The sequence below is a fragment of the Pirellulales bacterium genome (assembly GCA_035533075.1).
Lineage (GTDB): Bacteria > Planctomycetota > Planctomycetia > Pirellulales > JAICIG01 > DASSFG01.
In genome coordinates, this window is record DATLUO010000103.1 from 34,533 (window position 1) to 58,410 (window position 23,878).

Below are 23,878 nucleotides of genomic sequence, written 5' to 3' on the forward strand. Positions count from 1 at the left end.
GTATTCCTTGACGATCGTTCCGAAGCGCTGGTGCGCCGACCAAGACGCGGGCCGCCTTCCGCTGTCTTTTCACGTACCAGCCTCATTCAGTTTTGCCGTAATTAGGTTCTCGCCTTGCGTTGAGATCCGCCACATGCCACGACCGATGTTGTCTGCATATCCGTATTTTCGCTTGGTGTCGAAGAGAGCAACCGGCATTTGAGACGGCTTTTGGAACCCGCACATAGTGAACCAGCCGTCAAGTTCTTTTGGAGAAAACGATGGCCTATTTTCGATCTTGTTGATATAGTATGCGATTGCCGCAATGCGCTCCGGCGCATTATTGAGCGACAAGGACCGTGCAAATTGCCGCAGTGTTTTTGGCCCGTGACCCTGTGCCGCGATCGTGGACTGAGCCGGTCCTTGCTCATCGCCCTCTGATCCTTCATTGCCAGACAGCTCTGTTGACGTGATGATTTGAATTTGCTTGACGCTCGGGGCAAGCGCCCTAGCCGCCTCAAGGACCTTCAGCAGCTCGGGACCATCGCCTTCGATGGCTAGGCGACCTGACGCAACATCAATGACGACTTTCATTTTTTACAACCTCCGGGACTAGTGTTGATGCTGGAAACATTATATAATGTTTCCAGTGATTCGCGTCAAGCCGTTATCGGATTTTTCCGGCCTTCAAAGCTCGAATAAACCGACTACGGAGGGCCATTTTTTTGCCGCAAGTCTATTGACTGTCCGAAGATATAAACCCTACTGTTTTATGGAGGAGCCGCAATGAGCACGCGGTGGAGCGTCACTTTTCAGGCAATTTGCCCAGACAATCCGACGAAAAAGACATGGGATGTCGGTGTGGCTGAACGATTTTTTTCGTTGTTGCGGACGCAAGGCGACACCGCCAAGCTCGCCCGGCTTCTGCTTGTCCAGGAAGTTCTTGAACCCGGAGGAACAGAAAGGCTTTATCAAGGTTGGTCACGTGCCGACACTGACGATTGTTTCGTCTATGTCGGCCTTCCAAAGCACGACATGAAGAGTCTCACGATTGAGACTCCCCCACCAGTAGCCATGCTGTTTTTGGTTTTCGTTCAACCAGATGGAACGATTGACCATTGGACATGGCGACCTTGCTCTGAGGACGATCCGATGTGCCCATCTGATGTAAAGGGAACGCTAATATGGCCGCAAAACCAGACCTAATTCGACTGTTGAAGGAGAACCCGCCAGCTCGGCAATTTGTTCCGTATTGCTATCTGAACAAAAAGTCGGATGCGCTAACGGTGTGCTTTGAGGGTGATCCAGACTACTCGAAACGACTGAGTGACCACGTAACGCTGTTTTTATCGCTGGAAACAAACGAAATCGTGGGATGTCGGATCAAGGGCATATCCGGGATCATCGAAGACCTGCCGAACTTCATTCATGTGAACCACGGCGGAGTCAAACTTTCGATAGTCTTTTTCGCATTCCGCGGTGGCGCGGAGGGGGAAGCTAGAGAAGCGCTCAACGATCTTGCGCGTGTCGCTAACGAACGGGAAATGGTGTTTGAGCCATCCGCCTAATAGCCCAGCTCGCCCCATGCCCCTCCGTTTTCAGTTCAGCTTGCGGGCGTTGCTGGTGGTCATGCCGGTCGTGGCCGCGTTTTTTGGTGGCATCCATTTCGAGCGTGAGCGGAGAAGGCGGAGGGATGAGAAGCCGGCGACTGAACCGGAATTCAAGCTGAGCCGCCAGGCGAAAGGGCAGACGCTGAAGCCGAAACTATGACCATGCGCCGCCCCCAGTTTTCCCTGAAAACGCTGTTGTGGCTGATGGCCGTGGTCGGGGCGTTCCTGGGCGGCGTCGTTATGGGCCAGCGCATCGGCAAAGAAGCAGAGCGCGCTTATTGGCTCGACGTGATAAGGGAGCTTTAGGCGTGCCCGCTTTCTGGGCACGGCCGCGAATCCGACTAAAAATCACGGACTAGAGTTGACGGCGGATGAAATGAAATCACTACCCGCGGCGGCCTCTGCTTTCCCCAAATCGTGCCCGCGTCTATACTAAGGAGGGTTTGTTGCTCGACTTAGGGGGATTTGCTGCATGTGCGTTGGCTCGCGGACCATCGGGCTGACCGTGATGGTGGCGAGCTGGCTGGTTTCGGCCTCGGCTTCGACACCCGCACGCGCCCAAGGCACGTTCACGCCTCGCGTCGATCTTTCGGATGCCATCCTGGTCGACGAAGCCGACGCAGCCACCCGGACCCATCTGGAACGGGCCAAAGCCTTTATCGCCGACGAGCAGTGGGACGAGGCGGTCGAGATTCTGCGGCAGGTGACGGAAAGCCACGGCGGCAAAGTGCTGCCGGTTTCGCCGTGGCGGTTTGTGAGTGTGCGCGATTATTGCCACCTGCAGATCGCCTCGCTGCCGCCTGCCGCGCTGGAGCTGTATCGCAGCCGCGTCGACGACCGGGCACAACAATGGTACGAAGACGGCCTGCGGCGGCGCGATGCCGGCCGCTTGCGCGACGTGGTCGATCAGCTCTTCTGCAGCACGTGGGGCGACGACGCCCTGCTGGCCCTGGGCGATCTGGCTCTGGAGGCGGGCAGCACCGGCGAGGCACGCGGATATTGGGAAAAAATACTCCCGCCCGATTACTGGGCCAGACTTGCCCCGGCGGTGGTGCAAACCAACGGCTCGCCCGTGTGGCTGCTGTATCCCGACAGCGACCTGGACCGGGCGGCGGTGCGTGCCCGGCTGCTGCTGGCAATCATTCTGGACGGCGATCTGAAATCGGCACGGCAAGCGCTTGAGCCGTTCCGCCGCGAGTGCGGCGCGGCCGAAGGCAAGCTGGGCGGCCGCCGGGTGAAGTATGCGGAGTTTCTCGAAGAGCTGCTGAGCGAAAGCAGCGGGTGGCCCGCGGAGAAAGTCGATCGCCAGTGGCCGACCTTTGCCGGCTCGCCGCAGCGAGACAAAGTGGCGCCCGGCGAGATCGCCGTCGGCCCGATCGCCTGGGAGGAGCCGCTGCCGGAGACCGCGCCCGCCGAAGCCGGTAGTTCGACCGGGCCGCGTCGCATCGCCGAAGCGCGCGACCAGCTTCTCAGTTACCACCCGGTCGTGGTCGACAACCTGGTGCTGGTCAGCACGTTCGACGAGATTCGGGCCTACGACCTGGCCAGCGGCAAGCCGATGTGGAGCGATTCGGAAGGGCAGGCGATGTATCGGCTTCGCGAGCGTGGCGAAGACGCGGCGGCGGCCCGTTTCGGTCCGGCCGGCGTCGGCGCTCCGCGCTTCACGCTCACGGTCCGCCAGCGCCGCGTTTATGCCCGGCTCGGCAGTCCCGTGACGACGCGCACCAGCGATCAGCCCTTCATGGCCCGGCAGAGTTATCTCGTCTGCGTCGATCTCGATCTGCAAGGCAAATGCCTGTGGGCCACGCCCGACACGCTGGGGCAGGAAGGGAACGATCCGAGTTGGGCCTTCGAGGGTTCGCCGCTGGTCGACGGCGACGGCGTTTATGTGGTGATGCGCCGCAGCGGTGTGCGGCCGCAGCAGTATGTCGCCTGCCTGCACCCCGAGACGGGCCGCTTGAAGTGGCGGCGGCTGGTGTGCGGCGCCGAAACGCCGGGCATGGGCCAGGAAGAAATGACCCACAACCTGTTGACGCTCGACGCCAATACGCTGTATTGCAACACGAACCTGGGCGCCGTGGCCGCGCTAAGCACGCGCGACGGGCAAATTCGCTGGATCACCCGCTATCCCCGCACTCGCCAGCTCGAACTCACTCGGCGGCCCAAGCACCTTTGCCGCGACCTGACGCCTTGCGTTTATCATCACGGCATCGTGTACGTGGCGCCGGCCGACAGCGAGTTGCTGCTGGCGCTCGACGCGCCCACCGGCCTGCTGATCTGGCCCACGCCGTTTCCCGAAGACGTGGTCCACCTGCTGGGCGTGGTGGACGGCAAGTTGGTGGCGAGCGGCGACAAGCTGTGGTGGATCGACACCCTGAGCGGCAAAATCGTCTCGCCACCCGGCACGAGGGGGGCGGTGTCGTTTCCCGAAGGCGGTTCGCCCAAGGGCATCGGCCGCGGCCTGTTGGCGGGCGACCGCGTCTACTGGCCCACCTGGGACAAAATCTACGTTTTCGACCACAAGACGAACCGGCAGCTCGAACCGATCAATCTTGGCCTGCGTCACGCGGCCGGCGGCAACCTCGTGCCCGCCGGCGATTCGCTGATCATCGCCGGCCACGACCGGTTGACGGTGTTTCGTGCCGAACGAGGACCGCATGAAAGGTAGGGTGGGACCAGCGGCCTCAATTACCAACTTCTTCCGCCAGGGTCCAAGTGCGGAGCTTCAGCCCTTTGAGCTCGGACAGTTCGAGTCGCAGGGTCTTTGTGTCTTCCGTTGTCGTCCGAGGATGCGCGCCGTTTTTGTGATCGGCGGGCGAGGCATAAATCGAAGTGCCTCTGGGTGTGAGGTCGGTTGTGAACTTGGCTGAGTCCACAATTGCCGTCAGCGTAACAAGGCGAGCCTGATGACCATCGCGCACGATGTGTGACCGATGCTCAATGCGAATTCGCCCGCCGTCAAGTTTTTGCTCGATCGTCGCGGTCGTTTCGATTGTGAGCCCAGCGGATGCTTCGGTTTCTTGCGGCGATCCGGTGCGCCGTGCATATTGTTTGGCCAGATCGCCCGTCATTCGGATAACGAGAAGATCGCCGACTTTGGCAGCGGCGTCGCTTTGCTGGGCAAGAAGTCCGTGTCCGGTCACGGCGACGAGGGCCAGAGCAACAAGTGTTCGAACCGGCATTTTTTTAACTCCTTCATTTGTGGAGAAGACGGACATCACCAACAGTATTTCGGATATCGCAGAATGCCGTCAATAGCGATCCACGCTTCCTGACGACGATGGTGGAGGCGGTTGTGGCTTCCGGAAGCCGCCGTCGTTAAGTAAAATGAAACGATGCCGCTGACAGCGTACGTTCCGCTGGATCGGTACGAGGTCTGAAATGACGAGCCAGTTGTTTATTGATCGCGACAAACTCTCGGTCGTCCAACTCACTAACGGTGGACCAGCCGAGCACAAGTCACCGAGCGGTCGCGTAGTCAACCAGTCCAGGACGATGATCTTGTCGCGCATGAGAACCCTGAACCCTGAACCCTCCCCCATGCTTCCTGACGACGATCTCCGCGCGGTCGAAAAACTGAGCGAATCCTACCGCCGCATCACCGCCGAGCTGTCGAAAGTGATCGTCGGCCAGCGGCAGGTGGTCGAAGAGCTGCTGATCGCCCTGTTTGCCAACGGCCACTGCTTGTTGGTGGGCGTGCCGGGCCTGGCCAAGACGCTGATGATCCGCACGCTGGCCGACGCCCTGTCGCTCAAGTTCAGCCGCATCCAGTTCACGCCCGACCTGATGCCGGCCGACATCACCGGCACCGAAGTGATCCAGGAAGACAAGCCGTCCGGCACGCGCAGCTTCCGCTTCCTGCAAGGTCCGATCTTCGCCAACGTGGTGCTGGCCGACGAAATCAACCGCACGCCGCCCAAGACCCAGGCCGCACTGTTGGAAGCGATGCAGGAGCACCAGGTGACGGTCGGCGGGCAGCGGCACAAGCTGGCCGAGCCGTTCTTCGTGCTGGCCACGCAGAACCCGATCGAGCAGGAGGGGACGTATCCCTTGCCCGAAGCCCAGCTCGACCGCTTCATGTTCAACGTGTTCGTCGATTACCCCGACGAAGACGAGGAGCTGGAGATCGTGCGGCGGACGACGGCCGACGTGGTCCACCAGGTGACGGCGACCTTGACGGCGGAGGAGATTCTTGCGCTGCAACAGATCGTGCGCCGCGTGCCGGTCGCGGAGCACGTCAGCCGCTATGCGCTGAAGTTCACGCGGCTCACGCGGCGCGAGAAGGGCGAGGTGCCTGACTTCGTCTCTTCCTATGTGAGCTGGGGCGCCGGGCCGCGGGCCAGCCAATACCTGGTGCTGGGGGCGAAGGCCCGCGCCGTGCTGCACGGCCGGCACTTTGTGAACAGCGACGACATCCGCTCCGTGGCCGCGCCCGTGCTGCGGCACCGCATCATGACCAATTTCAACGCCGAGGCCGAGGGGATCAAGCCCGACGACATCGTGCGGAGGCTGATCGAAGTCATTCCGCCGGCCGAAGAAGAGGCCACGCTTGGTGGAAAACTATCAGAGGTATTTCGACCCAAACACGCCGGCTAAGCTCTCCGGGGCCGCCGTACGCGTCAGTGCGTCGTCAGCAAAGACATGGGGTCATGGCACAACGGCAGGCACGGTCGCTGATCGGCGGTACGGGCCCCTACCAGGAGTGTACAGACGGGCCGAAGAATTGCGTGGGCCCCAACCCGTGCTGCGCCTCCCGCATGACGAACTGTTCGATTTGCCCAACGGCCCACGTTACCGCGTCCCCGTCAGCCGGTTGATGGAAGACGGCGCGGTCCACGAGTGGGAACCAAGCCGATCGCCGCAGCCGCAGGTCATCGGGAGCGACGAAGATGAGTGGCAACGAAACCGTTTGCAGCACGCCTCCGGGCTCGCGCAGGTTCTCCTGCAGAAGTTCAGCCCACGCTAATTCAACCATTGACCAACCGCGCGGCTGCTCAAGCATCGCTTCGCACCAACACGGTCTAACAATTCCGGAACCGGCGTGATTGCGTGGATCACGCCGGGCCTATTCGGGATTGTCGATCAACTCTTGCAACCGCGTTGCCAATTCGCTCGGCAGTTTGGCCACCCACGATTCGTCGATCAATCCAACGCCGAGCATATCCAACAAATGCACCTGGTCCTTCCGTCGAAACGCCGTCAATTTCATGCGGACCAGGGCGTCGAGCTTGACCAGCCGAAAACGCTCGCTCGGTTCGCTCTCATCTACGTCAGGGGCGGGCAACAGACTGTCTGGCCGCACCTTTTCTTGAGCAAAGACGACATGCACCGCGTCGCGGGCCTTTGCGTCGGGGCCGTCCAGAAAAAGATCGATGCTTGCCACGTGCCGATAAACAAAACCGGCGGCGCTCATGGCGGCGATTGCTCGTTCCAAATCGGACCGCCGCAACAGAATATCGACGTCCTGAGTGTTCCGCACCGCGGCCGAATCGACTTCCGCGACCCAGGCCGCCACGGCGTTTCCACCCACCACCGCGTAAGGCACGCCCGCCGCGTCCAGCGCACGAGTGGCACGCAACAGTCGATCGCGAACTTTCTCCACGGCCCTTACCATCCTTTCCAGCAAAACTTCACCCGAGATCATATCGGCCATCAACCTATCTCTCCCTTGCCCCTCTTCCTGTCTGCCTCTCGCTATTCTATCACCGATCCACCGTATAATGGATTCGACTCCATCACCGATTCGCCTCGACCGCATGCCCTCACGCCCCAGCACCAGCCGACGCCAATTCCGCGAATACCTGGCCGACCTGCGCCGCCGCCGCGCGTCGGGCGAGTTCGATACGCCCGCCCCGCTGCACGGCCACGCCCGGCCGTACACACCCCGAAACCGCTCCTTTTGGACGCTGCTTACCGAGTTTCTGGAACTGCTCCGCGGGCAGCGGCTGCCGCTCGTCGTGGCCCTGGCGACGCTCAGCCTCTCGACGCTGCTCAAGCTCGTGCCTCCGGCCGCCACCAAAATCGTGATCGACAACGTCTTGGGCGGCAAGCCCATCAGCAGCCCTCGGCTGCACTGGCTCGCCGATCAGCAAAGCCACGGCAGGCTGCTCTTGTCGCTGGCCGTCGCCGTGTTCGTGGTTTCGCTGGTGCAGACGATGGTCCATTTTTGCGGCCGCTGGTATGCCACGCGGGCCACCAAGCGGTTGCAAGCCACCGTGCGCAAGAGGGCCTTCGAGCATGCCGCCCGACTGCCGCTGCACCGCGTCTATCAACTCAAAAGCGGCGGCGTGGCCAGCATCCTCCGCGAAGACGCCGGCGGCATCGGCGAGCTGGTGTTCAGCATGCTCTACAATCCCTGGCGGGCCATCGTGCAGCTTTGCGGCAGCATGCTCGTGCTGGCTTACGTCGATGGGCGCTTGCTCACCGGCGCCCTGTTGCTGCTGCCGGCGATTTACTACAGCCATCGCACCTGGATCGGACGCATTCGTCCGCTGCACCGCGACATCCGCCGGCAGCGTCAAGACATCGACGGCCACGCCACCGAGGCCTTCGGCGGCATGCGCGTGGTGCGGGCCTTCGGGCGGCAGCGCAGCGAGGCGGGCCGCTTCGTGCGGGCCGGCGATCTGATGGCCCGGCAAGAGGTGCATGCCTGGTGGTGGTCGCGGGGCGTCGAGATCGTCTGGGACATTCTCGTTCCCTTGTCGTCGGCCGGCCTCTTGCTGTACGGCGGCTCGCAGGTGCTCTCCGGGCAGCTTTCGCTGGGTGAGCTGATGATGTTCCTGGTGTATCTCACCATGCTGCTGGAGCCGCTGGCCGTGCTGGCCGAGAGCGCCACCGCGCTGCAAGCCGGACTGGCCGGACTCGACCGCGTGCTCGACCTGCTGGCCGAACCCGCGGAGATGCCGCCCTTGCCCGGTGCCGCCGTCGTCGACCGCCGCCACGTCGACGGCCGCATTGCCTTGGAAGACGTCAGCTTCTGTTATCCCGGCACGAGCGAGCTCGTGCTGAAAGACATCAACTTGGTGGCCGAGCCGGGGCGGATGATCGCCCTGGTCGGTCCCAGCGGCGCCGGCAAAACGACGTTGTGCAACCTGGTGGCCCGCTTCTATGACCCCACGTCGGGCACCATCACGCTCGACGGCGTCGATTTGCGCGAGCTGGAGGTCGATAGCTACCGCCGGCTGCTGGGGGTTGTGGAGCAAGACATTTTTCTCTTCGACGGCACGGTGGCCGAGAACATCGGCTATGCCAAACGGCAGGCCGGCTTGGACGAGGTGGAACAGGCCGCCCGCATCGCGCACGCCCACGAGTTCATCACCGCGTTGCCGCAGGGTTACGACACGCTGATCGGCGAGCGGGGCGTGAAGCTGAGCGGCGGGCAGCGTCAGCGGCTGGCGATTGCCCGTGCCGTGCTGGCCAATCCGCGCATTCTGATTCTGGACGAGGCCACGAGCAATCTCGACACGGAGAGCGAGCGGCTGATCCAGCACAGTCTGGCGAGGCTGCTGGAAGGCCGCACGAGCTTCGTGATTGCCCATCGCCTGAGCACGGTGGTGCATGCCGACCGGATCGTGGTGATCGAGGCCGGTCGGATTGTCGAAACCGGCACGCACGACGAACTGATGGCCGCCAGCGGCCGCTATCGGCAGATGGTCCGGCAGCAGACGAGCGGTGAAATCGAGTTCGACGATGTTGCGGCCTCGAACTGATCATCGCCAAGCACCCCTGCGGAAAGCAGGGACCGCTCCAAAGCGGTTGCACTTGCGGAAAACAAAGGGTCGCCCGTGGCTCTCTTGCGTTGTAAGTGCTTGCCCGCAACAAGACTTGCGTCGTCGCTGCCGGGTCGCCAAAAAACACCGATGCCCTAGAATTCCAAAAAACTTCGGGGTTGGGTCAAAATCCCTATCTGGCCAGGCCGGGCGAGGGCAAAACTCCCTTCCCACCGCGAGAGGCCAGGCCACGATCAGCACGCGGTCTAAGGGGGCCAAACGCCTCTTCGTGTCGCCGCCGTTGCCGCCGGGCAAGTACGCCTACACCATCCAGGCGGTTATTCCCCGATCCAAACGGGCCACGAACGGTCACCCGCTCACCCGCTCTAAACTCGTGACTTAGATCAAAAAATCGGCTAAGATCGATGTCCGCCCACCTGCGTCCCTCCCCCGCCTGGAACCTGCCGGCTCATGAAACTGCCCGCCTGCTTACCGGTCGTTCTGATCGCCACGCTCCACACGCTTGCGGTTGCGGCGCGCGGCGACGACGTCCCACCCGCCGCGCCACCGTCCTGCGCGTTCGCGGTCGACAATTATTTTGTCGAAGAGGTTTGGACCAAGGTCGGCGCGCAAAAATGCCTGAACTGTCACAAAGCCGGCGGCGACGCCGAGGATAGCCGCTTCGTGCTGCGCGATCCGCAGCGTGTGACCGGCAACGAGCGACGAGCGGTGCTTGAGCACAATCGCGACGCCTTCACGCGGATGGCGCAGCTCACCGAAGGCGGCACGTCGCGGTTGTTGGTCAAAATGACCGGCGGGCTCGATCACGGCGGCCAGGTGGTGCTGCCTGCCGATACAAGCGGCTATCGGATCCTGGCCGACTTCGTGAGCCGCGGCACGCGTCCGGCGGACGGTTCTGCGGCCGACGCCCGCGATTCCAAGGCCCCGCCCTTCTTCCAAGGCATCACGATGCTCGACGACCGCCGCCACTTGCGTCGCGCCACCCTTTCGTTGGTGGGTCGGTTGCCCGCGAGTGCCGAGCTCGAAACGATCCAGCAGCAAGGCTTGCCGGCTTTGCCCGGCTTGCTCAACAAGATGTTCGAGGAAGAGGCGTTCTATGAACGGCTGCGAGAAGGGTTCAACGACATCTTTCTCACGATCGGCATCACGGGCAACCCGGATCAAGTGGTGCTGGCGTACGAGCATTTCACCAACACGCGACAATGGTATGCGAAGCACGACCTGAGCCACATCCAGGATGAAGCCGAGCGGCGCAAGGCGGGCTATAAGTTGGCCGATGATTACCGCCACGCGCTGCTGGCCGAGCCGATGCAACTGGTCGATTACATCGTCCGTCACGATCGTCCGTTCACCGAGATCGTCACGGCCGACTACATCCTGGTGTCACCGTTCTCGGCCCGCGGCTACGGCATTTACGACGAAATCAAGGACCGGTTTCAGGACCCCGACAATCCCCATGAGTTCATCCCGGTCAAGCTCAAGGCGCTGGTGGGCCGCAGCCGATCCACCGATCAGGAATCGGCCACCGGCTTCTATCCCCACGCCGGCCTGCTGAGCACGTTCCAATATCTCGTTCGTTATCCGACGACTGAGACGAACCGCAATCGACTGCGGGCCCGGATGTATTATCAGCATTTTCTGGGAATCGATGCTCTGGAGCTCGCGGCCCGCGTTTCCGATGCCGCGGCGGTCACCGCCAAATACGAGATTCCGACGATGCAAGCCGCCGAATGCGTCGTTTGTCACAAGACGGTCGATCCGGTGGCGGGCTTGTTCCAGGATTACTGGCAATTCGCCGACGGCCTGGGCGTGTATGGCCGGCGCAAAGAGGGCTGGTTCAAGGACATGTTCGCCGCCGGTTTCGAAGGGGAGGATCTGCCGGCCGACGAACGTTGGCGGGCTTTGCAATGGCTGGGGGAACGAACGGCCAAGGATCCGCGCTTCGCCGTGGCGATGGTCGAGCATGTCTACTATATTCTGACCGGCCGCAAGGTGCTCCTGCCTTCCAAGGCGATCGATGATCCTCTTTATCCCGCGCGGCAACGGGCCTATCGCGAGCAGCGCCGCGAGATCGAGCGCATCGCCGCGGACTTCGCCGAGACGAATTTCAATCTCAAGCGGGTGTTCCAAGACTGGATCATGTCGGATTTCTATCGGGCCGACGGCCTCGAGTCGGCTGCGTCCGGTCCCTGTCGACTGGCCGAGCTCGACGATCTGGGCCTGGTGCGGATGCTGGCGCCCGAACAGCTCGACCGCAAGCTCAAGGCCGTATTTGGCGAGAGCTGGGGAAAGCTCGATGGTCAGTTGGCGATGCTCTACGGCGGCATCGACTCGAAGGAAGTGACCGAACGGGCCAGCGATCCGAGCGGAGCGATGGGGGCGATTCAGCGGATCATGTCGAACGACGTGGCCTGTAAGCAGACGGCCCGCGACTTCGCCCGACCGATGCACGAGCGGCTGCTCTTCCCCGCGATCGAGCCGGCCGTCGTGCCCGGAGAGTCTCACGAGGGAGACCAGGCGCTGCGCAAAGCGATGGCCTATCTGCACGAGCGGATCCTCGGTCGCTACGACCCGGTTGATTCGCCCGAGGTCACCCGCACGTTCGATCTGTTTGCGGGCGTCGTACACGACGCGGCCGAGCAGCGTGGGCTCGACAAGCTCGAACGCTGGGCGTGCCGGCAGGGTTCGCCGACTCCGCCCGAAGATCCGCATTACACGGTCCGCGCCTGGCGGGCTGTGGTCACCTATCTCCTCCGTCGCCAAGAGTTCCTCTATGAATAATTCCACGAGACGCGATTTCCTCAATCTCTGCGGCGCGACCGGACTGGGGCTGACCGTCCCCTGGGCCTGGCCCACCGGGTCGTCGGCCGCAGCGCAGGACGCAGTTCAGGACGGCGGCTATCCCGGCCCGTACTACCTGGTTTTCAACGCCGAAGGCGGCTGGGATACGACCTATCTCATGGATCCCAAGGGGGTCAATGGAATGAACCGCCTCTACCAGGAAGGCGACATTCTCACTCGCGGCCCCCACAAATTCGCGCCGACCGCCAAGCACAAGAGTGGTGGCCTGAGCAACGAGGATTTTTATGCCGAGTTCGGCGACGAGTTGTTGGTGCTCAACGGCCTCGATTACTCGGTCAATAACCACTCGCCCGGCGCCCGCTACATGGCTACCGGCAAGCTCGACAGCCTGGCCTATCCGACGTTTGCCGCGCTGGTGGCCGCCTGCAAGGGCGCGACCTGCCCGTTGGCGTTTCTCACCTTCGGCAACTACTCGGCCACGGGGAACATCGTGGCCATGTCGCGCGTTCCGTACGCTCAATCACTGCAAAAGATCGCCAACGCCGACGCCATGGACGGGAACGAGCGCTCGCCCTATCACGATGGCTTTGCGCTCGACCGGATCGAGCGGGCCGTCGAGGCGACCTACCAGGCCCGGGTCGAACAGTCGAGCCTGCCCCGTTTGGAGCGGGCCCAGAACATGCTCTACGCGGCCCAAGTACACTCGAAGGCCCTGCGGCGCGTCACGCCCTACGTTCCCAAGACGCTGGCCAAGGAGCGGCTGGCGCAACAGGTCGACGTGGCGCTGGCGTCGTTCAAGGCGGGCGTCTGCGTGAGCGCGAACCTCTCCATCGGCCAGTTCGACAGCCACGCCAACAACGATCCTGACCAGATGAAGCTGATTCCCGAGTTTTTGGCGGGGATCGCCTATGTGGTGCATCGCGCCGAAGAGCTGAAGATGCGCGAGCAACTTGTTGTGATCGTCCAAAGCGAGATGGGCCGCACACCCAATTACAACGCCGGCAACGGCAAGGACCACTGGTCGATCGGTTCGGTGATGTTCCTGGGCCAGGGGATCAAAGGAAACCGTGTGTTGGGCGCAACGGACGACAAGCTCCAGCCCGTACCGATCAATCCGCAGACGCTCGCCCTCGACGCCGCAGGAGGCCTGCGCGTGCGGCCCGAGCACATTCACCACGCCCTGCGCGAGCACGCGGGGATCGTAGACCATCCTCTCAGCAAGAAATTTCCCTTCGAGATCGCCGACCAGGACAAGCTCCGCGGTTTGTGGGGCTGATCAACAACGGTTGATGATTCAGCGCCAACGCCCGACAGTGGCACGCACACACCACAGGCCCGATGATGAGATCGCCATTTCGCTGGAAGACCCGCTTCACCGCCGCCATGCGGCAGTGTCCCGGCGGCTTGCCGCCGGCTTGCGGTCGAGGCACTCGCGCAGTGCTGGTCTGGTGCGGGGTTTGGCTCCTGTCTTGTACGACAGCGCGTGCCGCCGAGCTCAGCGAGGCCCGACCGCTCGTCAGGCAATTCTGCGTCGACTGTCACGGCGCCGACAGCCCCGAGGCGCATCTCAACCTGGAGCAATTGACCTCTCAGCCCGAGTTCGCCACGCAATTCCGCAGTTGGGAAAAGGTGATCGAGCGGTTGAAGGACGGGCGGATGCCGCCGGCCGACGCTCCGCAGCCGACCGCCGCGGAGCGAAAGCAGTTGATCGAGGCCATCGCTCGGCGACTTGAATGCCTACATCGAACGACACGCGGGCGATCCTGGAAAGATCGTCGTCAGGCAACTGACCAGCGCCGAGTATGCTTACTCCATCGAGGACCTGACCGGTCTCGATCTGATCGACGAGCATGATTTCGTCAACGACGCCGTCGGCGGCGCCGGCTTCACCAATGCGGGCGACGTGCAATTCATCGACGATGCGACACTCGAACGCTATCTCGAATCCGCCAAGAAAACGGCTGCTCACGCCGTGATCGGAGCGGGTCCGCTGCAGTTCGACGTCGACCGTGGCAAGACCGGGCGAGAACTGTCGGCCATCCGCCGCATCCAACAGACTTATCGCTCGCACGGTTTCCGCACCGCGGCCGGCGAAGGCGGCAAACCGTTCGGGCTGCACCTGTACCCCAAGGCGTTTTATGTCGCCTGGAGGTTCCGCTATCGCCAGGCATTGGGGCAGACCGGGGCCACGCTCGCCGACCTCGCTCGCGCAGAGGGGCTGGAGCCGCGCTTCGCGGAATACATCCATTCGCTCTTGACCGCGCCTGCGCTTCGTTTTCCAACCAGCGAAATCGTCGAGCGCTGGCGGAAGCTGCCCGAGCCAGGCGCTGTGTCGATGCAGGCGGTGCGCGAGGCCTGCCATGAGATTTACGATCGTCTGCGCTATTGGCAGCACTTGTTGGCCGTGGAATCGTCCGACGAAGAAGAGGCCGCGGTTCTGACCGACGGAGCGGTGGAACTTTCGAACGAGAGTTCGTTCAAGGCCCGTTTGGATTGGCCCGAGGGAGCCGATCGCGCCACGCTCGAGCTGGCCGTCCTGCCCGTGGCCAAGGCGCAAGCCAAACCGCTTGTGGTCTGGCGCCATCCGCGGATGCGGTTCCGCCGCGACCGCAAATGGATGGAATATCAACCTCTGCGCGCGGTTCTGTCGAGTGAGAGTGCCGACAAGTTGCAGTTCGGGCATCATCCGGCGGACGCCGAAATCGACGCTGACGATTTCGTGCTGGGAGATACCGAAAAGCTCGTGCTCGCCTTTCCCGTGCCGGCCGGCGCCAAGAGCGGTCAGCTCGTCGTCGACGTGATGCTGGATGTGATGCACGGCGACGAAGGCGTGGTCCGCTGCACCGTCTCGGACGGAGTCAATCCCGGCGAGACCGTCGCGGCGACCGGCACCTACTCGGTGCTGCTGGCCGATCCCAACGGCCCCACCTACCGCCGGCTGAAGCCCGGCATCGAGGAGTTTGCGCGCACGCTGCCGGAGGTTTCGCATCGCGAGCCGGCCCCGTCCGACCGCGATCCGATCCCCGCGCCGTTCGACCGCACCTACAATTCGGCCGAGCGCAACCATTTTCACGCCAAGATCAAATATCATCGCGACGACCGGTTTCTGGTCGCCTATCTGCTCGACGACGCGGACCGCGTACGACTGGACCAGGCCTGGGCTGACCTGCTGACCTCCTTTGATTACCACGATGAGTTCTATCGCGTGGTCGCGCGGAAGTTCGATTTGCCCGACGATCGCCGCATGGCCGACATCGACGCGGCCTGGATTGCCACTTTGCCCGATGGGCCGCGGACGTATGTCGAACGGTTGTACAACGATTACCTCGCGGGCCATCGTGCGTTGGCGGCGGCGGAGCCGGGGCACGTCGAGCAGGCTCTGGAGTTGGCCGAACGGGCCTGGCGGCGCCCGTTGAGCGCGGCGGAGCAGGACCGACTGCGCGGCTTCTATGCGCGCCTGCGCGACAATCATGTCGAACATGTTGAAGCCATGCGGTTGCTGTTGGCGCGGATACTCGTGGCGCCGGCCTTTCTTTACCGGACAGAAGCTCCGCCGCCGTCGCCGACGCCTGCGCCGCTCTCCGACTGGGAGCTGGCCGGCCGGCTGAGTTATTTTCTTTGGTCATCGGTCCCCGATGAGCCGCTTCGCCGTGCCGCCGCGGCAGGCCGGCTGCACGGTCCCGAAAGGCTGGCCACCGAGGTCCGGCGCTTGCTGCGCGGTCCGAAAGCCAGCCGCTTCGCCACGGAATTCTTCGGCCAGTGGTTCGGCTTCTATCGCTTCGACCGGCATCGCGGCGTCGACGGCGCGCGGTTCACCGAGTTCACCGAGGCGCTCAAGCAGGCGATGTACGACGAAGCGATTTCGTTTTTCACTCACATCGTGCGCCAGGACCGTCCGGTCGACGAAATCCTGTTCGCCGATTACACGTTCGCCGACGCTCAGCTCGCTCGGCACTACGGGCTGCCGGCGGTCGAGTCGCGCGAGTCGGTGAAATTCGAAGGAACCGGCCAGTATCATCGCGGCGGACTGTTGCGATTGGGGGCCGTTTTGACGGTCACGTCCGCGCCGTTGCGGACCAGCCCCGTGAAGCGGGGCGATTGGGTGCTGCGGCGCGTGTTGGGCACTCCGGTCCCTCCGCCCCCGGCCGACGCCGGTTCGATTGCGGCCGACGACGTTCAGCCCGACGGCCGGACGTTGCGCGAACGCCTGCAAGCCCATCGCCGCGAGACCAGTTGCGTGAACTGCCATTCGCGCATGGATCCGCTCGGCTTCGCCCTGGAGCAATACGACTCCATCGGCCGCTGGCGCGAGCGCTACCGCGACGATCAGCCGATCGATACCAGCGGCGTACTCAACGACGGCGCCGAGATTTCGGGCGTCAGCGGATTGCTTGACTATCTGCACGCGCACCGATCACAATTTCATCAGGTGCTTGTCACGCGGCTTCTGGGCTATGCCTTGGGCCGTCCGGAGTTGGCGTCCGACCGGCCGCTGCTGGACGAATTGGCCGGCGAGCTTGACCGCGGCGGCAGCCTCTCCGACCTGGTGGTGCGGATTGTGTCGACCCGGCAGTTCCGCTATCGCCGAGCAAGCGGCCCGTCGCCCGAAACAGAGCCGCCCGAAACAGAGCCGCCCGAAACCGAGTCGCCGGAAACAGGAGAGCAACCATGAGCCACCGCAAGAAAAGCGGCAACCTTGTATCGCGGCGGCGATTTTTGCGCGGCTGCGGCGCGACGCTGACACTCCCTTGGTTGGAGTCGCTGGCTCGGGCGGCTGAGATCCCGGGACCGCAGGCAAGTTCGGCCGACCAACCGCCGACGCGCTTCGCTTGCATCTTCTTCTCCAACGGCGTCGAGCCGGCCCACTGGTGGGCGCAAGGCGAAGGCGCCGCGATGCAGGTCGGACCGGGCCTCGAGCCGATGCGGCCCCACTGCCAAGACATGGTATTCCTGCGCGGTCTTTACAACGCGCAGGCGGCGGCACACAAAAGCGCGCATCTCGGGCGATCGCCCAATCTGCTTTCCGGCGCCTGGGTAAGCACCGATCAAAACGAGATTCGCGTCGGCCGCTCGTTCGATCAGGTGCTGGCTCAGACCATCGGCAAACAAACGGCCGTCCCCAGCCTGGTTCTGGGCATCGAGCCGACCGAGCTGCGGCTGGAAGATGGACTGTCCATGCTTTATGGGTCGAACATCTCCTGGGCGACCGACACGAAGCCGGGGACCAAGGAGATCTACCCCGCCCGAGTTTTTGACTTGCTTGTCGGCGGCGGCCAAGGGCGGGAATCGGACCGCAGCGTGCTGGATGAGGTGTTGGCCGACGCCCATGACCTGAAGCGCCGCGTCAGCCGCTCCGACGGCCACAAGCTCGACGAATATCTGGAGTCGGTCCGCAGCATCGAGACCCGCATCGCCCGCGCCGGCGAAGAGGGCCGCTTGGAAGGCTGGCGGCCGACGTTGACCAGGGCCAACATGGCGCGTCCCGACGGTCCGTTGCCGCAGGACATACCGGTCCATATTCGGCTCATGCTGGATCTGATCGTGCTGGCGTTTCAGATGGACAAGACGCGCATCGCCACCTGCATGCTGAACAACGATCTATCGCAGATGAACTTCGGCTTTCTGGAAGGCGTACGCGGCAGCCTGCATCTCGACCTGACGCACAACGGCCGCGACCCCGAGCTGGAAGCGATGTACCTGAAGACCAACCAGTTCCACATCGCCCAGTTCGCTTATCTGGTCGAGCGCCTGAAAGCGATCGACGAAGGCGAGTACACGCTGTTGGACAATTCCGTGCTGTTGTGCTGTTCCAATTTGTTCGACGGCGACAAACATCAGGCCGACCAGATGCCGATGATTCTGGCCGGCCGCGCCGGCGGACGCCTGCAGACGGGACGTGTGCTCGACTATCTCGATGCCGGCGACGAAAACCGCCGCGCGTGCGGCCTTTATCTTTCGCTGATGGAACTGATGGGCGCGCCCCAGACACGTTTCGGCGACGCCGAGCGGCCCCTCGCCCGGCTCTGAGCTATACTGCACGCGGCCGAGAATGAGGCATTATTCCGCGAGCAAAAGCGGTGGCTGGGGCGGAGCTTGGCCGGATAGCGGCTGGCGTCCATCAACGGTGTGGCGGCCAAGCGATGCCCCGGTTGGACGCACCGGGGCATCGTCTGGCCGCCGACATGAACGAAGTGCGAGCTCGACCTGGCCAGGCTCTGCCCCAGCCACCGCCAAGGTCTCATTCGCGGCCGCGTGAAATACAGGACTGAGTTGCATGAGACGACGTGACACATTGAAGATCTTGGCGACGTTGCCTTGGGCCGCGGCGGCCAACGCCTTTGTCCGGGAACACCGCCAGCCGCTGGGTTTGGTGATTCATTCATACGCGGTCCGCGGCTCCAGACCGCTCAGGCCCGAGTTTCCTCCGCTGTCCGATCCACTGGACTTCGTCGTGTACGCGGCCAGCTTGGGCGCGGCCGGCGTGCAAACGCGCATCGGCCCGCGGGAGCCGGCGGCACTCGACCGCTTGCGAGAAGCCGTCGCGGCGCGCGGCATGTACCTGGAAGGCACGATCGCGCTGGTCAAGGACGAAGCCGACCTGGCCCGCTTCGAGGCGGAAGTGCTGTCGGCGAAAGCGGCGGGGGCCGAAGTGCTCAGGACCGTCTGCCTCTCCGGCCGCCGCTACGAAGTGTTTCATTCGCGAGACGAATTCGACAAATTCGCCCGGCGGTCCTGGCAGTCGCTGGTGCTTGCGGAACGGACCGTCGCGCGTCACGGCATGCGACTGGCGGTCGAGAACCACAAAGACTGGCGCGTCGATGAGATGCTGGACTGGTTGAAACGGCTCAGCAGCGAATACGTCGGCGTTTGTCTTGATACGGGCAACAGCATTGCGCTCGTCGAGGAGCCGCTCTCGGTCGTCGAGGCTTACGCTCCTTGGACGATGACCGTCCATTTGAAAGACATGGGCGTGGCCGAATATGAAGACGGCTTTTTGCTCTCCGAGGTGCCTTTCGGCCAGGGCTTTTTGGACCTGAAAAAAATCGTGTCGCTGATTCACGCTTCCCGGCCGGAGGCGCGATTGAACCTCGAAATGATCACGCGCGATCCGCTCCGCGTGCCGTGCCTGACGGACGATTACTGGCGGACGATGCCGGAGCTTCGCGCCTCGCAGCTTGCCGCCGCGGTGGCGCGCGTGCGTCGGCACAAGTTCCCCGGCGAGTTGCCAACCATCAGCAACCTCCCGCATGCCGAGCAGCTCGAACGAGAAGCCGCGAACGTTGCACATTGCTTGCACTATGCACACTGACCATCGCCAGGTGAGCGGCGTGGAGCAGAGCCTATTCCGCATCGCTGGACCGTCGGCCGCCAAAGTCGGTCCATCCCAGTTGGCCATCCTCGCGAATCGGCGTCGCGCTCATCGTCCGTTTCCGATTCGAGGACCGCGAGGCAATCGCGAGCCCGCCGGCCGGTCCGCATTTGAGACCCGTACCGGATTTGCCGGCCTCACGATAGAAAGCTCACCGACTTGGCGGTCCTCGATGCGAGAGACTTGAGTCAAAATTCTCGGATTTGGCACCCTTCGTGCTAGGGAGTATGCTTCCTACGAATGGCCCGTGTTTCGTCGATCAAACGGTTTCAAAGTATTGTGCTGGAGGTGAGCGGTGGCGACTCAGTTGCGTGCGGCGGCGGTCTTGTTGGTCGTGCTGGTCGTGGGCGTGACTCCGGTTTCCGCCCAGCAGTGGGCCCGCAAGATGTTCAAGGAGACGCAGTTCAACTTCGGTGGCGTGGCCCGCGGCGCCAAGACCGAACACCGTTTCAAGTTTACGAACCTGTATATGGAGGACGTCCATATTGCGGGCGTCCGGGCGAGCTGCGGATGCACCACACCGTGGGTCACCAAAGACACGCTCAAGACCTACGAAACCGGCGAACTCGTGGCTCATTTCAATACCGACCGCTTCACCGGACAGCGCGGCGCCACCCTGACCGTGGTCATCGACCGCCCGTTTCCGGCTGAGGTGCAGCTCCGCGTCGACGGCTACATCCGCACCGACGTGGTCGTCGATCCGGGCAGCATCGTCTTCGGCCCGATCGATCAGGGCCAGGCGGCGGAGAAACGCGCCAACGTGGCCTACGCCGGCCGCGGCGACTGGAAGATCGTCGACATCAAGAGCAGCAATCCCTTTGTCACGGCCAAGGCGGTCGAAACGAACCGCCGAAATGGGCAGGTTGCCTACCGGCTCACCGTGTCCGTGGCTCCCAATGCCCCGGCCGGATACCTGCAAGACCAGCTTATTCTGGTGACCAACGACCGCAATTACACGCAGGTGCCGGTGGCCATCGAAGGCCGCGTCGTGCCGGATCTGACCGTCAATCCGACGCTCGTCTCGCTGGGCCGCTTGCAGCCGGGACAGGCGGTCCGCAAGCAGATCATCGTGCAAGGCAAACAGCCTTTCCGCATCACGCGGGTCGAATGCGACCACGGCGGATTTCAGTTCGACCTTAGCGCCGCGGCCCAAGAAGAGCTGAAAACCGTACACCGCGTCCCGGTTGTCTTTGTGGCCGGCAGCCACGCCGGCAAGATATCGGGCACGATCCGGATTGAAACCGATCTGCACGGCGGTGCGGCCACCGAGGTGCGGGCGACGGCCCAAATCGTGCCTACCGAAATCACCGCCGCCGAGCTAAAATAAGTGAGGGCTTTTTAGCTTGACGACTTGTCGGGCAGGCTTTTGGCCTGAAAGAAAGAGGTGACCCATGAGACCCATCATCGCTGCATTGACCGCCTTTGTCGTGGCCGCCGCCGCCTCGGCGGCTTCGGCCCAAGCGATTGTCTACGAAACCTACAGCCCGCTCGTCGTGCAGTCGCCGGTGGTGTACGAAACCTGGCGTCCGGCCGCAAGAAACTACAACTACAATCCGCCGGTTTCGTCGCCGAATTTCACGGGCTACACGTCGAACTACGGCAACTACGCCGCCACAACGACCTATTACGCCTATTCGCCGGTCACCACCTATAGCCCCGTGGTCACCGAGACCGTCACCGCCTATAGCCCTGTTGCGACAACGGCCTATAGCCCTGTGGCGACCACGACTTACAGTCCGGCGGTCACAACCTATAGCCCGGTGCTGACCGCGCCGGTGGTCGCCGCCCCCGTGGTGACGAGCTATTACACGCCCGTGGTCGTTCGTCCGCGCTATTTCGTGCCCGGCGAGCCGGTGCGGAATTTCTTCCGCGCGCTGGGTCCGTGATTCCAGTCGGCGGCCTGCAAATGCCGAACTGATTGGAAAGCACGGACATTTCAACATGCAGTTACCGCGTCACGGGCAACTCGATGACCGTCGCCGCCGGGTTTTGACCGACGAAGTGATGGGGAGTTCGCCCGCCATGGCGGAGCCATCGGCCGACGGCACCGGTGCCAGCAACACCGGCTCGCGGCGGCGCGCGACGAAAAACGCACGTTCGTATGGAGACGACGTCTTGACTGACCGCCAACCGCGCCTAACCGATCTGGTTCCACAACGCTACAGCCTTCTCTTCGTGGGCCTGTTTGCGGGGCTGATCGTGGTCGCGGGACTGGAGGCCGCGTATCTCTGGCTGCCCAAATTGACGGCCATGACCAGCGACGGCCAGCTTGCGGCCGTCGATCTGGAAGCCGAGGGGTCGTTGGCCAACTGGTTCTCGTCGATGACCTTGGCTCTGGCCGCGGTCGTGGCGGCCATCATCTTCTCGTTGCGGCGGCACCGGCAAGACGACTATCACGGTCGCTACCGCGTCTGGCTGTGGGCCGCCTTGCTGTGGATGGCGATGAGCATTGATGAAAGCGCCAGCCTGCACGAAGGATTCAAGGAATTGGCCTCGCACTTCAGCGGGCAGCGGGGCTACGGCGACGGCTCGATCTGGTGGATCGCGGGCTATGGCCTGGTCTTCGCCGCGCTGGGCATCCGGCTGTTTTTGGAGATGCGTTGCTGCCGTCTGTCGTGTACCGCCCTGGTGGCCGGCGTGGGCTGCTATGTCGCCGCCGTCGTCGCCAAGATCGGCATCGTGCCCGAACTGGGCGGCACGTATGCCGTGATGACGGAAGAAGGCGGCGAAATGCTGGGCGACGTGCTGTTGCTCTTCTCGATGGCGACGCACGCGCGATACACCATTCTCGACGCAAAAGGGGCGCTTTCCACGAAAGCCAAGAAGGCCGCCAAAGCGAAGTCGGAAAAGAGCGCCGCCGCGGAACTGAAGAAGGAGCCGTCGAGCAAATCGCAGGCGGCCGCGGAGCCGGTGAAGCGGTCGTGGTTTGGCCGGACGACGGTCGACGCGGCCCACGCTTCTCCGCCCGCCCCGGCCGCCAGGACCCTCGAGAGCTCGAAGGCCGGCGGCAAGTCGGCGTCGAAGCCCGCCGCGCAGCAGGCGACGGCCGACGAGGGCGGCGACTCCGCGACACGCACAGCCCGAAGACCGCCATCCGACTCTGCCGAAGACGACTACGACTTCGAGACGGACCGCCGCTTGAGCAAGGCGGAACGGAAGGCCCGGCGCCGCCAAAAGGACCGTTCGCGGCCGGGGGAGTGACGGCCCGCGGCTGTCAGTTTTCGGGCATGCCGCGCACGCGTTCGATCGCGGCACGCAACGACGGCACGCGATAAGCGATACGATCGAGCAGTCGCGCGAAAAACGGCACATCCGGCGCCAAGGTGATCGCGCCCCAGGCGAGAAACAGCCAGCCGGGCAGCACCGGCAACTGCAAGCCGGCAACGCCCAACAACATCAGGCCCCATCCGGCGAACTGCCGCCCGAGTCTCCAACGCTGCAAAACGCCCCGGTCTTTTCCCGTCGGCGGCTCAGCCTGTGGCAATTCTTCTGAAGCGGTCATGCGGCATGAATCCTTGGAATTCGATATCGTTCATTGTACGCGCATCTGACAAGAGATGTTCTGGAAAAGAATTCGAGGGATTCGAGAGGTCAGGTGCTTGACAACACGGGATCCCGTCTGCTGTTCTCCGACTCCAACGTTGGTTTCGCCGCTTCGGCGTTCATCCGAGAGCGCGCCAGACCGAGTAAAATGACCGACCGCCGACGACAGCGGGGCGTTGCCGATCAATTCCGGAGGTCCGTCGATTTGAGCTGTGCCTCGGGGCTGCTCAGTTCGATTACGGATTACGCGGCCAACGTCTGGAGCGTTGGCATGACGACCGGCGACCTGACCAGCCTGACGGAACCGGACCCAGGATCCGGCTCGCCGGTGTGGCAATATGCCTACAGCGGCGGCTACATGACCAGCGAAACCGATCCCATGTCGGGCCAGACGGTGTTCACGCTCAACAGCAACCACCGCCTCAGTGCGACGACGCTGCCCGGAGGCGCGAGCACCAGCGCCACCAGCGAGCAGAACTACGGTTACGGCGGCAGCCAATACCAGCCGGCCGACGCCACGCCCACTTCGAGCGTGGTTCCCAGCACGACCGACCCGAACGGCAACACGAGCGATTACCAAACCAACCAGTTCGCGGAACCGATCAGCGAGACCGATCCGTACGGCAACGTCGAGACGATCCAGCGAGACTCCAACGGCTTGCCGACCGTGATCACCCTGCCGCCGCCGGCCACCGGCGACGCCGAGCCCGTGACCGACATCTATTACGACTCGACCGGCGACGAGACCTACGCCACAGGCGCGGCGCCCACCTACGGCACTTACACCTACACGGCCGACAGCTTCGGCCAGTGGGCCACCTTCACCGACACCACGGGCAAAGAAT

Annotated in this window: 21 protein-coding genes; 17 read left to right on the forward strand and 4 right to left on the reverse strand. The window is 63.2% G+C overall.

The genetic code is table 11. The features are described 5' to 3' along the window. Positions 1 to 69 precede the first annotated feature (69 nt). Entirely contained in the window at positions 70 to 573 is a 504-nt protein-coding gene (locus tag VNH11_13735; GenBank protein HVA47425.1) for a hypothetical protein, read from the reverse strand. Between the two features lie 192 nt (positions 574 to 765). On the opposite strand from VNH11_13735, the gene VNH11_13740 reads away from it, so the two are divergent. The 5 genes from VNH11_13740 to VNH11_13760 all read left to right on the forward strand — a co-directional run bounded on the left by VNH11_13740 (position 766) and on the right by VNH11_13760 (position 4,257). Continuing rightward, positions 766 to 1,185 carry a hypothetical protein gene (locus VNH11_13740; GenBank protein HVA47426.1) on the forward strand — a complete coding sequence of 140 codons (420 nt, stop codon included), beginning with the start codon at positions 766 to 768 and terminating at the stop codon, positions 1,183 to 1,185. Further along, positions 1,164 to 1,547, forward strand: a complete 384-nt coding sequence (locus tag VNH11_13745; protein ID HVA47427.1) for a hypothetical protein — start codon at positions 1,164 to 1,166, stop codon at positions 1,545 to 1,547. The genes VNH11_13740 and VNH11_13745 overlap by 22 nt, the downstream gene beginning before the upstream one ends. A gap of 16 nt (positions 1,548 to 1,563) precedes the next feature. Then, positions 1,564 to 1,749, forward strand: a complete 186-nt coding sequence (locus tag VNH11_13750; protein HVA47428.1) for a hypothetical protein — start codon at positions 1,564 to 1,566, stop codon at positions 1,747 to 1,749. After that, the gene (locus VNH11_13755; protein ID HVA47429.1) at positions 1,746 to 1,895 is read left to right on the forward strand and encodes a hypothetical protein; all 150 of its coding nucleotides are present in this window, start codon (positions 1,746 to 1,748) and stop codon (positions 1,893 to 1,895) included. The genes VNH11_13750 and VNH11_13755 overlap by 4 nt, the downstream gene beginning before the upstream one ends. A gap of 166 nt (positions 1,896 to 2,061) precedes the next feature. Then, the gene (locus VNH11_13760; GenBank protein ID HVA47430.1) at positions 2,062 to 4,257 is read left to right on the forward strand and encodes a PQQ-binding-like beta-propeller repeat protein; all 2,196 of its coding nucleotides are present in this window, start codon (positions 2,062 to 2,064) and stop codon (positions 4,255 to 4,257) included. Positions 4,258 to 4,273: 16 nt separating this feature from the next. Here the strand turns inward: VNH11_13760 and VNH11_13765 are convergent, their stop codons facing one another. Continuing rightward, positions 4,274 to 4,807, reverse strand: a complete 534-nt coding sequence (locus tag VNH11_13765; GenBank protein HVA47431.1) for a hypothetical protein — start codon at positions 4,805 to 4,807, stop codon at positions 4,274 to 4,276. A gap of 322 nt (positions 4,808 to 5,129) precedes the next feature. On the opposite strand from VNH11_13765, the gene VNH11_13770 reads away from it, so the two are divergent. Both VNH11_13770 and VNH11_13775 read left to right on the forward strand, forming a co-directional pair. After that, entirely contained in the window at positions 5,130 to 6,185 is a 1,056-nt protein-coding gene (locus tag VNH11_13770) for a MoxR family ATPase (GenBank protein HVA47432.1), read from the forward strand. A 145-nt stretch (positions 6,186 to 6,330) separates the two neighbouring features. Continuing rightward, positions 6,331 to 6,555 (forward strand): hypothetical protein, encoded by a 225-nt coding sequence (locus tag VNH11_13775; GenBank protein HVA47433.1) that lies wholly within the window; start codon positions 6,331 to 6,333, stop codon positions 6,553 to 6,555. Between the two features lie 99 nt (positions 6,556 to 6,654). Here VNH11_13775 and VNH11_13780 read toward each other — a convergent pair whose 3' ends face one another. Then, entirely contained in the window at positions 6,655 to 7,242 is a 588-nt protein-coding gene (locus VNH11_13780; GenBank protein HVA47434.1) for a nucleotidyltransferase family protein, read from the reverse strand. Positions 7,243 to 7,309: 67 nt separating this feature from the next. On the opposite strand from VNH11_13780, the gene VNH11_13785 reads away from it, so the two are divergent. From VNH11_13785 to VNH11_13825, 9 genes are all read left to right on the forward strand, one after another. Further along, positions 7,310 to 9,298 (forward strand): ABC transporter ATP-binding protein, encoded by a 1,989-nt coding sequence (locus VNH11_13785; protein ID HVA47435.1) that lies wholly within the window; start codon positions 7,310 to 7,312, stop codon positions 9,296 to 9,298. Between the two features lie 471 nt (positions 9,299 to 9,769). Next, on the forward strand, positions 9,770 to 12,100 hold the full coding sequence (locus tag VNH11_13790; protein HVA47436.1) for a hypothetical protein: 2,331 nt from the start codon (positions 9,770 to 9,772) through the stop codon (positions 12,098 to 12,100). Next, positions 12,093 to 13,397: a DUF1501 domain-containing protein gene (locus VNH11_13795; protein ID HVA47437.1), complete on the forward strand. Its 1,305-nt coding sequence runs from the start codon at positions 12,093 to 12,095 to the stop codon at positions 13,395 to 13,397. Before VNH11_13790 ends, VNH11_13795 begins: the two co-directional genes overlap by 8 nt. A gap of 453 nt (positions 13,398 to 13,850) precedes the next feature. Beyond that, on the forward strand, positions 13,851 to 16,793 hold the full coding sequence (locus VNH11_13800; GenBank protein ID HVA47438.1) for a DUF1592 domain-containing protein: 2,943 nt from the start codon (positions 13,851 to 13,853) through the stop codon (positions 16,791 to 16,793). Further along, positions 16,790 to 18,148: a DUF1552 domain-containing protein gene (locus VNH11_13805; GenBank protein ID HVA47439.1), complete on the forward strand. Its 1,359-nt coding sequence runs from the start codon at positions 16,790 to 16,792 to the stop codon at positions 18,146 to 18,148. The genes VNH11_13800 and VNH11_13805 overlap by 4 nt, the downstream gene beginning before the upstream one ends. 247 nt (positions 18,149 to 18,395) lie before the next feature. Next, the gene (locus VNH11_13810) at positions 18,396 to 19,430 is read left to right on the forward strand and encodes a TIM barrel protein (protein ID HVA47440.1); all 1,035 of its coding nucleotides are present in this window, start codon (positions 18,396 to 18,398) and stop codon (positions 19,428 to 19,430) included. A gap of 355 nt (positions 19,431 to 19,785) precedes the next feature. Continuing rightward, a complete protein-coding gene (locus VNH11_13815; protein ID HVA47441.1) occupies positions 19,786 to 20,817 on the forward strand; it encodes a DUF1573 domain-containing protein in 1,032 nt (343 codons plus the stop codon). Positions 20,818 to 20,881: 64 nt separating this feature from the next. Continuing rightward, positions 20,882 to 21,376: a hypothetical protein gene (locus VNH11_13820; protein ID HVA47442.1), complete on the forward strand. Its 495-nt coding sequence runs from the start codon at positions 20,882 to 20,884 to the stop codon at positions 21,374 to 21,376. Between the two features lie 55 nt (positions 21,377 to 21,431). Next, complete coding sequence (locus VNH11_13825) at positions 21,432 to 22,691, forward strand: hypothetical protein (GenBank protein HVA47443.1); 1,260 nt, start codon at positions 21,432 to 21,434, stop codon at positions 22,689 to 22,691. A gap of 13 nt (positions 22,692 to 22,704) precedes the next feature. Here the strand turns inward: VNH11_13825 and VNH11_13830 are convergent, their stop codons facing one another. Beyond that, positions 22,705 to 22,992, reverse strand: coding sequence for a hypothetical protein (locus tag VNH11_13830; GenBank protein HVA47444.1), 288 nt, complete (start codon positions 22,990 to 22,992; stop codon positions 22,705 to 22,707). 246 nt (positions 22,993 to 23,238) lie between these two features. Between VNH11_13830 and VNH11_13835 the strand changes: the two genes are divergently transcribed. Next, positions 23,239 to 23,878, forward strand: a 640-nt coding sequence (locus tag VNH11_13835) for a hypothetical protein (protein HVA47445.1), incomplete at its 3' end; no start/stop codon positions are given.

Excerpts from the sequence above, each read along its gene's own strand:
- VNH11_13745 (HVA47427.1), top strand. The coding sequence starts at position 1,164 with ATGGCCGCAAAACCAGACCTAATTCGACTGTTGAAGGAGAACCCGCCA.
- VNH11_13830 (HVA47444.1), bottom strand. The coding sequence starts at position 22,992 with ATGACCGCTTCAGAAGAATTGCCACAGGCTGAGCCGCCGACGGGAAAA.
- VNH11_13810 (HVA47440.1), top strand. The coding sequence starts at position 18,396 with ATGAGACGACGTGACACATTGAAGATCTTGGCGACGTTGCCTTGGGCC.
- VNH11_13765 (HVA47431.1), bottom strand. The coding sequence starts at position 4,807 with ATGTCCGTCTTCTCCACAAATGAAGGAGTTAAAAAAATGCCGGTTCGA.
- VNH11_13740 (HVA47426.1), top strand. The coding sequence starts at position 766 with ATGAGCACGCGGTGGAGCGTCACTTTTCAGGCAATTTGCCCAGACAAT.
- VNH11_13825 (HVA47443.1), top strand. The coding sequence starts at position 21,432 with ATGCAGTTACCGCGTCACGGGCAACTCGATGACCGTCGCCGCCGGGTT.
- VNH11_13820 (HVA47442.1), top strand. The coding sequence starts at position 20,882 with ATGAGACCCATCATCGCTGCATTGACCGCCTTTGTCGTGGCCGCCGCC.
- VNH11_13780 (HVA47434.1), bottom strand. The coding sequence starts at position 7,242 with ATGGCCGATATGATCTCGGGTGAAGTTTTGCTGGAAAGGATGGTAAGG.
- VNH11_13805 (HVA47439.1), top strand. The coding sequence starts at position 16,790 with ATGAGCCACCGCAAGAAAAGCGGCAACCTTGTATCGCGGCGGCGATTT.
- VNH11_13770 (HVA47432.1), top strand. The coding sequence starts at position 5,130 with ATGCTTCCTGACGACGATCTCCGCGCGGTCGAAAAACTGAGCGAATCC.
- VNH11_13755 (HVA47429.1), top strand. The coding sequence starts at position 1,746 with ATGACCATGCGCCGCCCCCAGTTTTCCCTGAAAACGCTGTTGTGGCTG.
- VNH11_13735 (HVA47425.1), bottom strand. The coding sequence starts at position 573 with ATGAAAGTCGTCATTGATGTTGCGTCAGGTCGCCTAGCCATCGAAGGC.
- VNH11_13790 (HVA47436.1), top strand. The coding sequence starts at position 9,770 with ATGAAACTGCCCGCCTGCTTACCGGTCGTTCTGATCGCCACGCTCCAC.
- VNH11_13795 (HVA47437.1), top strand. The coding sequence starts at position 12,093 with ATGAATAATTCCACGAGACGCGATTTCCTCAATCTCTGCGGCGCGACC.
- VNH11_13785 (HVA47435.1), top strand. The coding sequence starts at position 7,310 with ATGGATTCGACTCCATCACCGATTCGCCTCGACCGCATGCCCTCACGC.
- VNH11_13750 (HVA47428.1), top strand. The coding sequence starts at position 1,564 with ATGCCCCTCCGTTTTCAGTTCAGCTTGCGGGCGTTGCTGGTGGTCATG.
- VNH11_13760 (HVA47430.1), top strand. The coding sequence starts at position 2,062 with ATGTGCGTTGGCTCGCGGACCATCGGGCTGACCGTGATGGTGGCGAGC.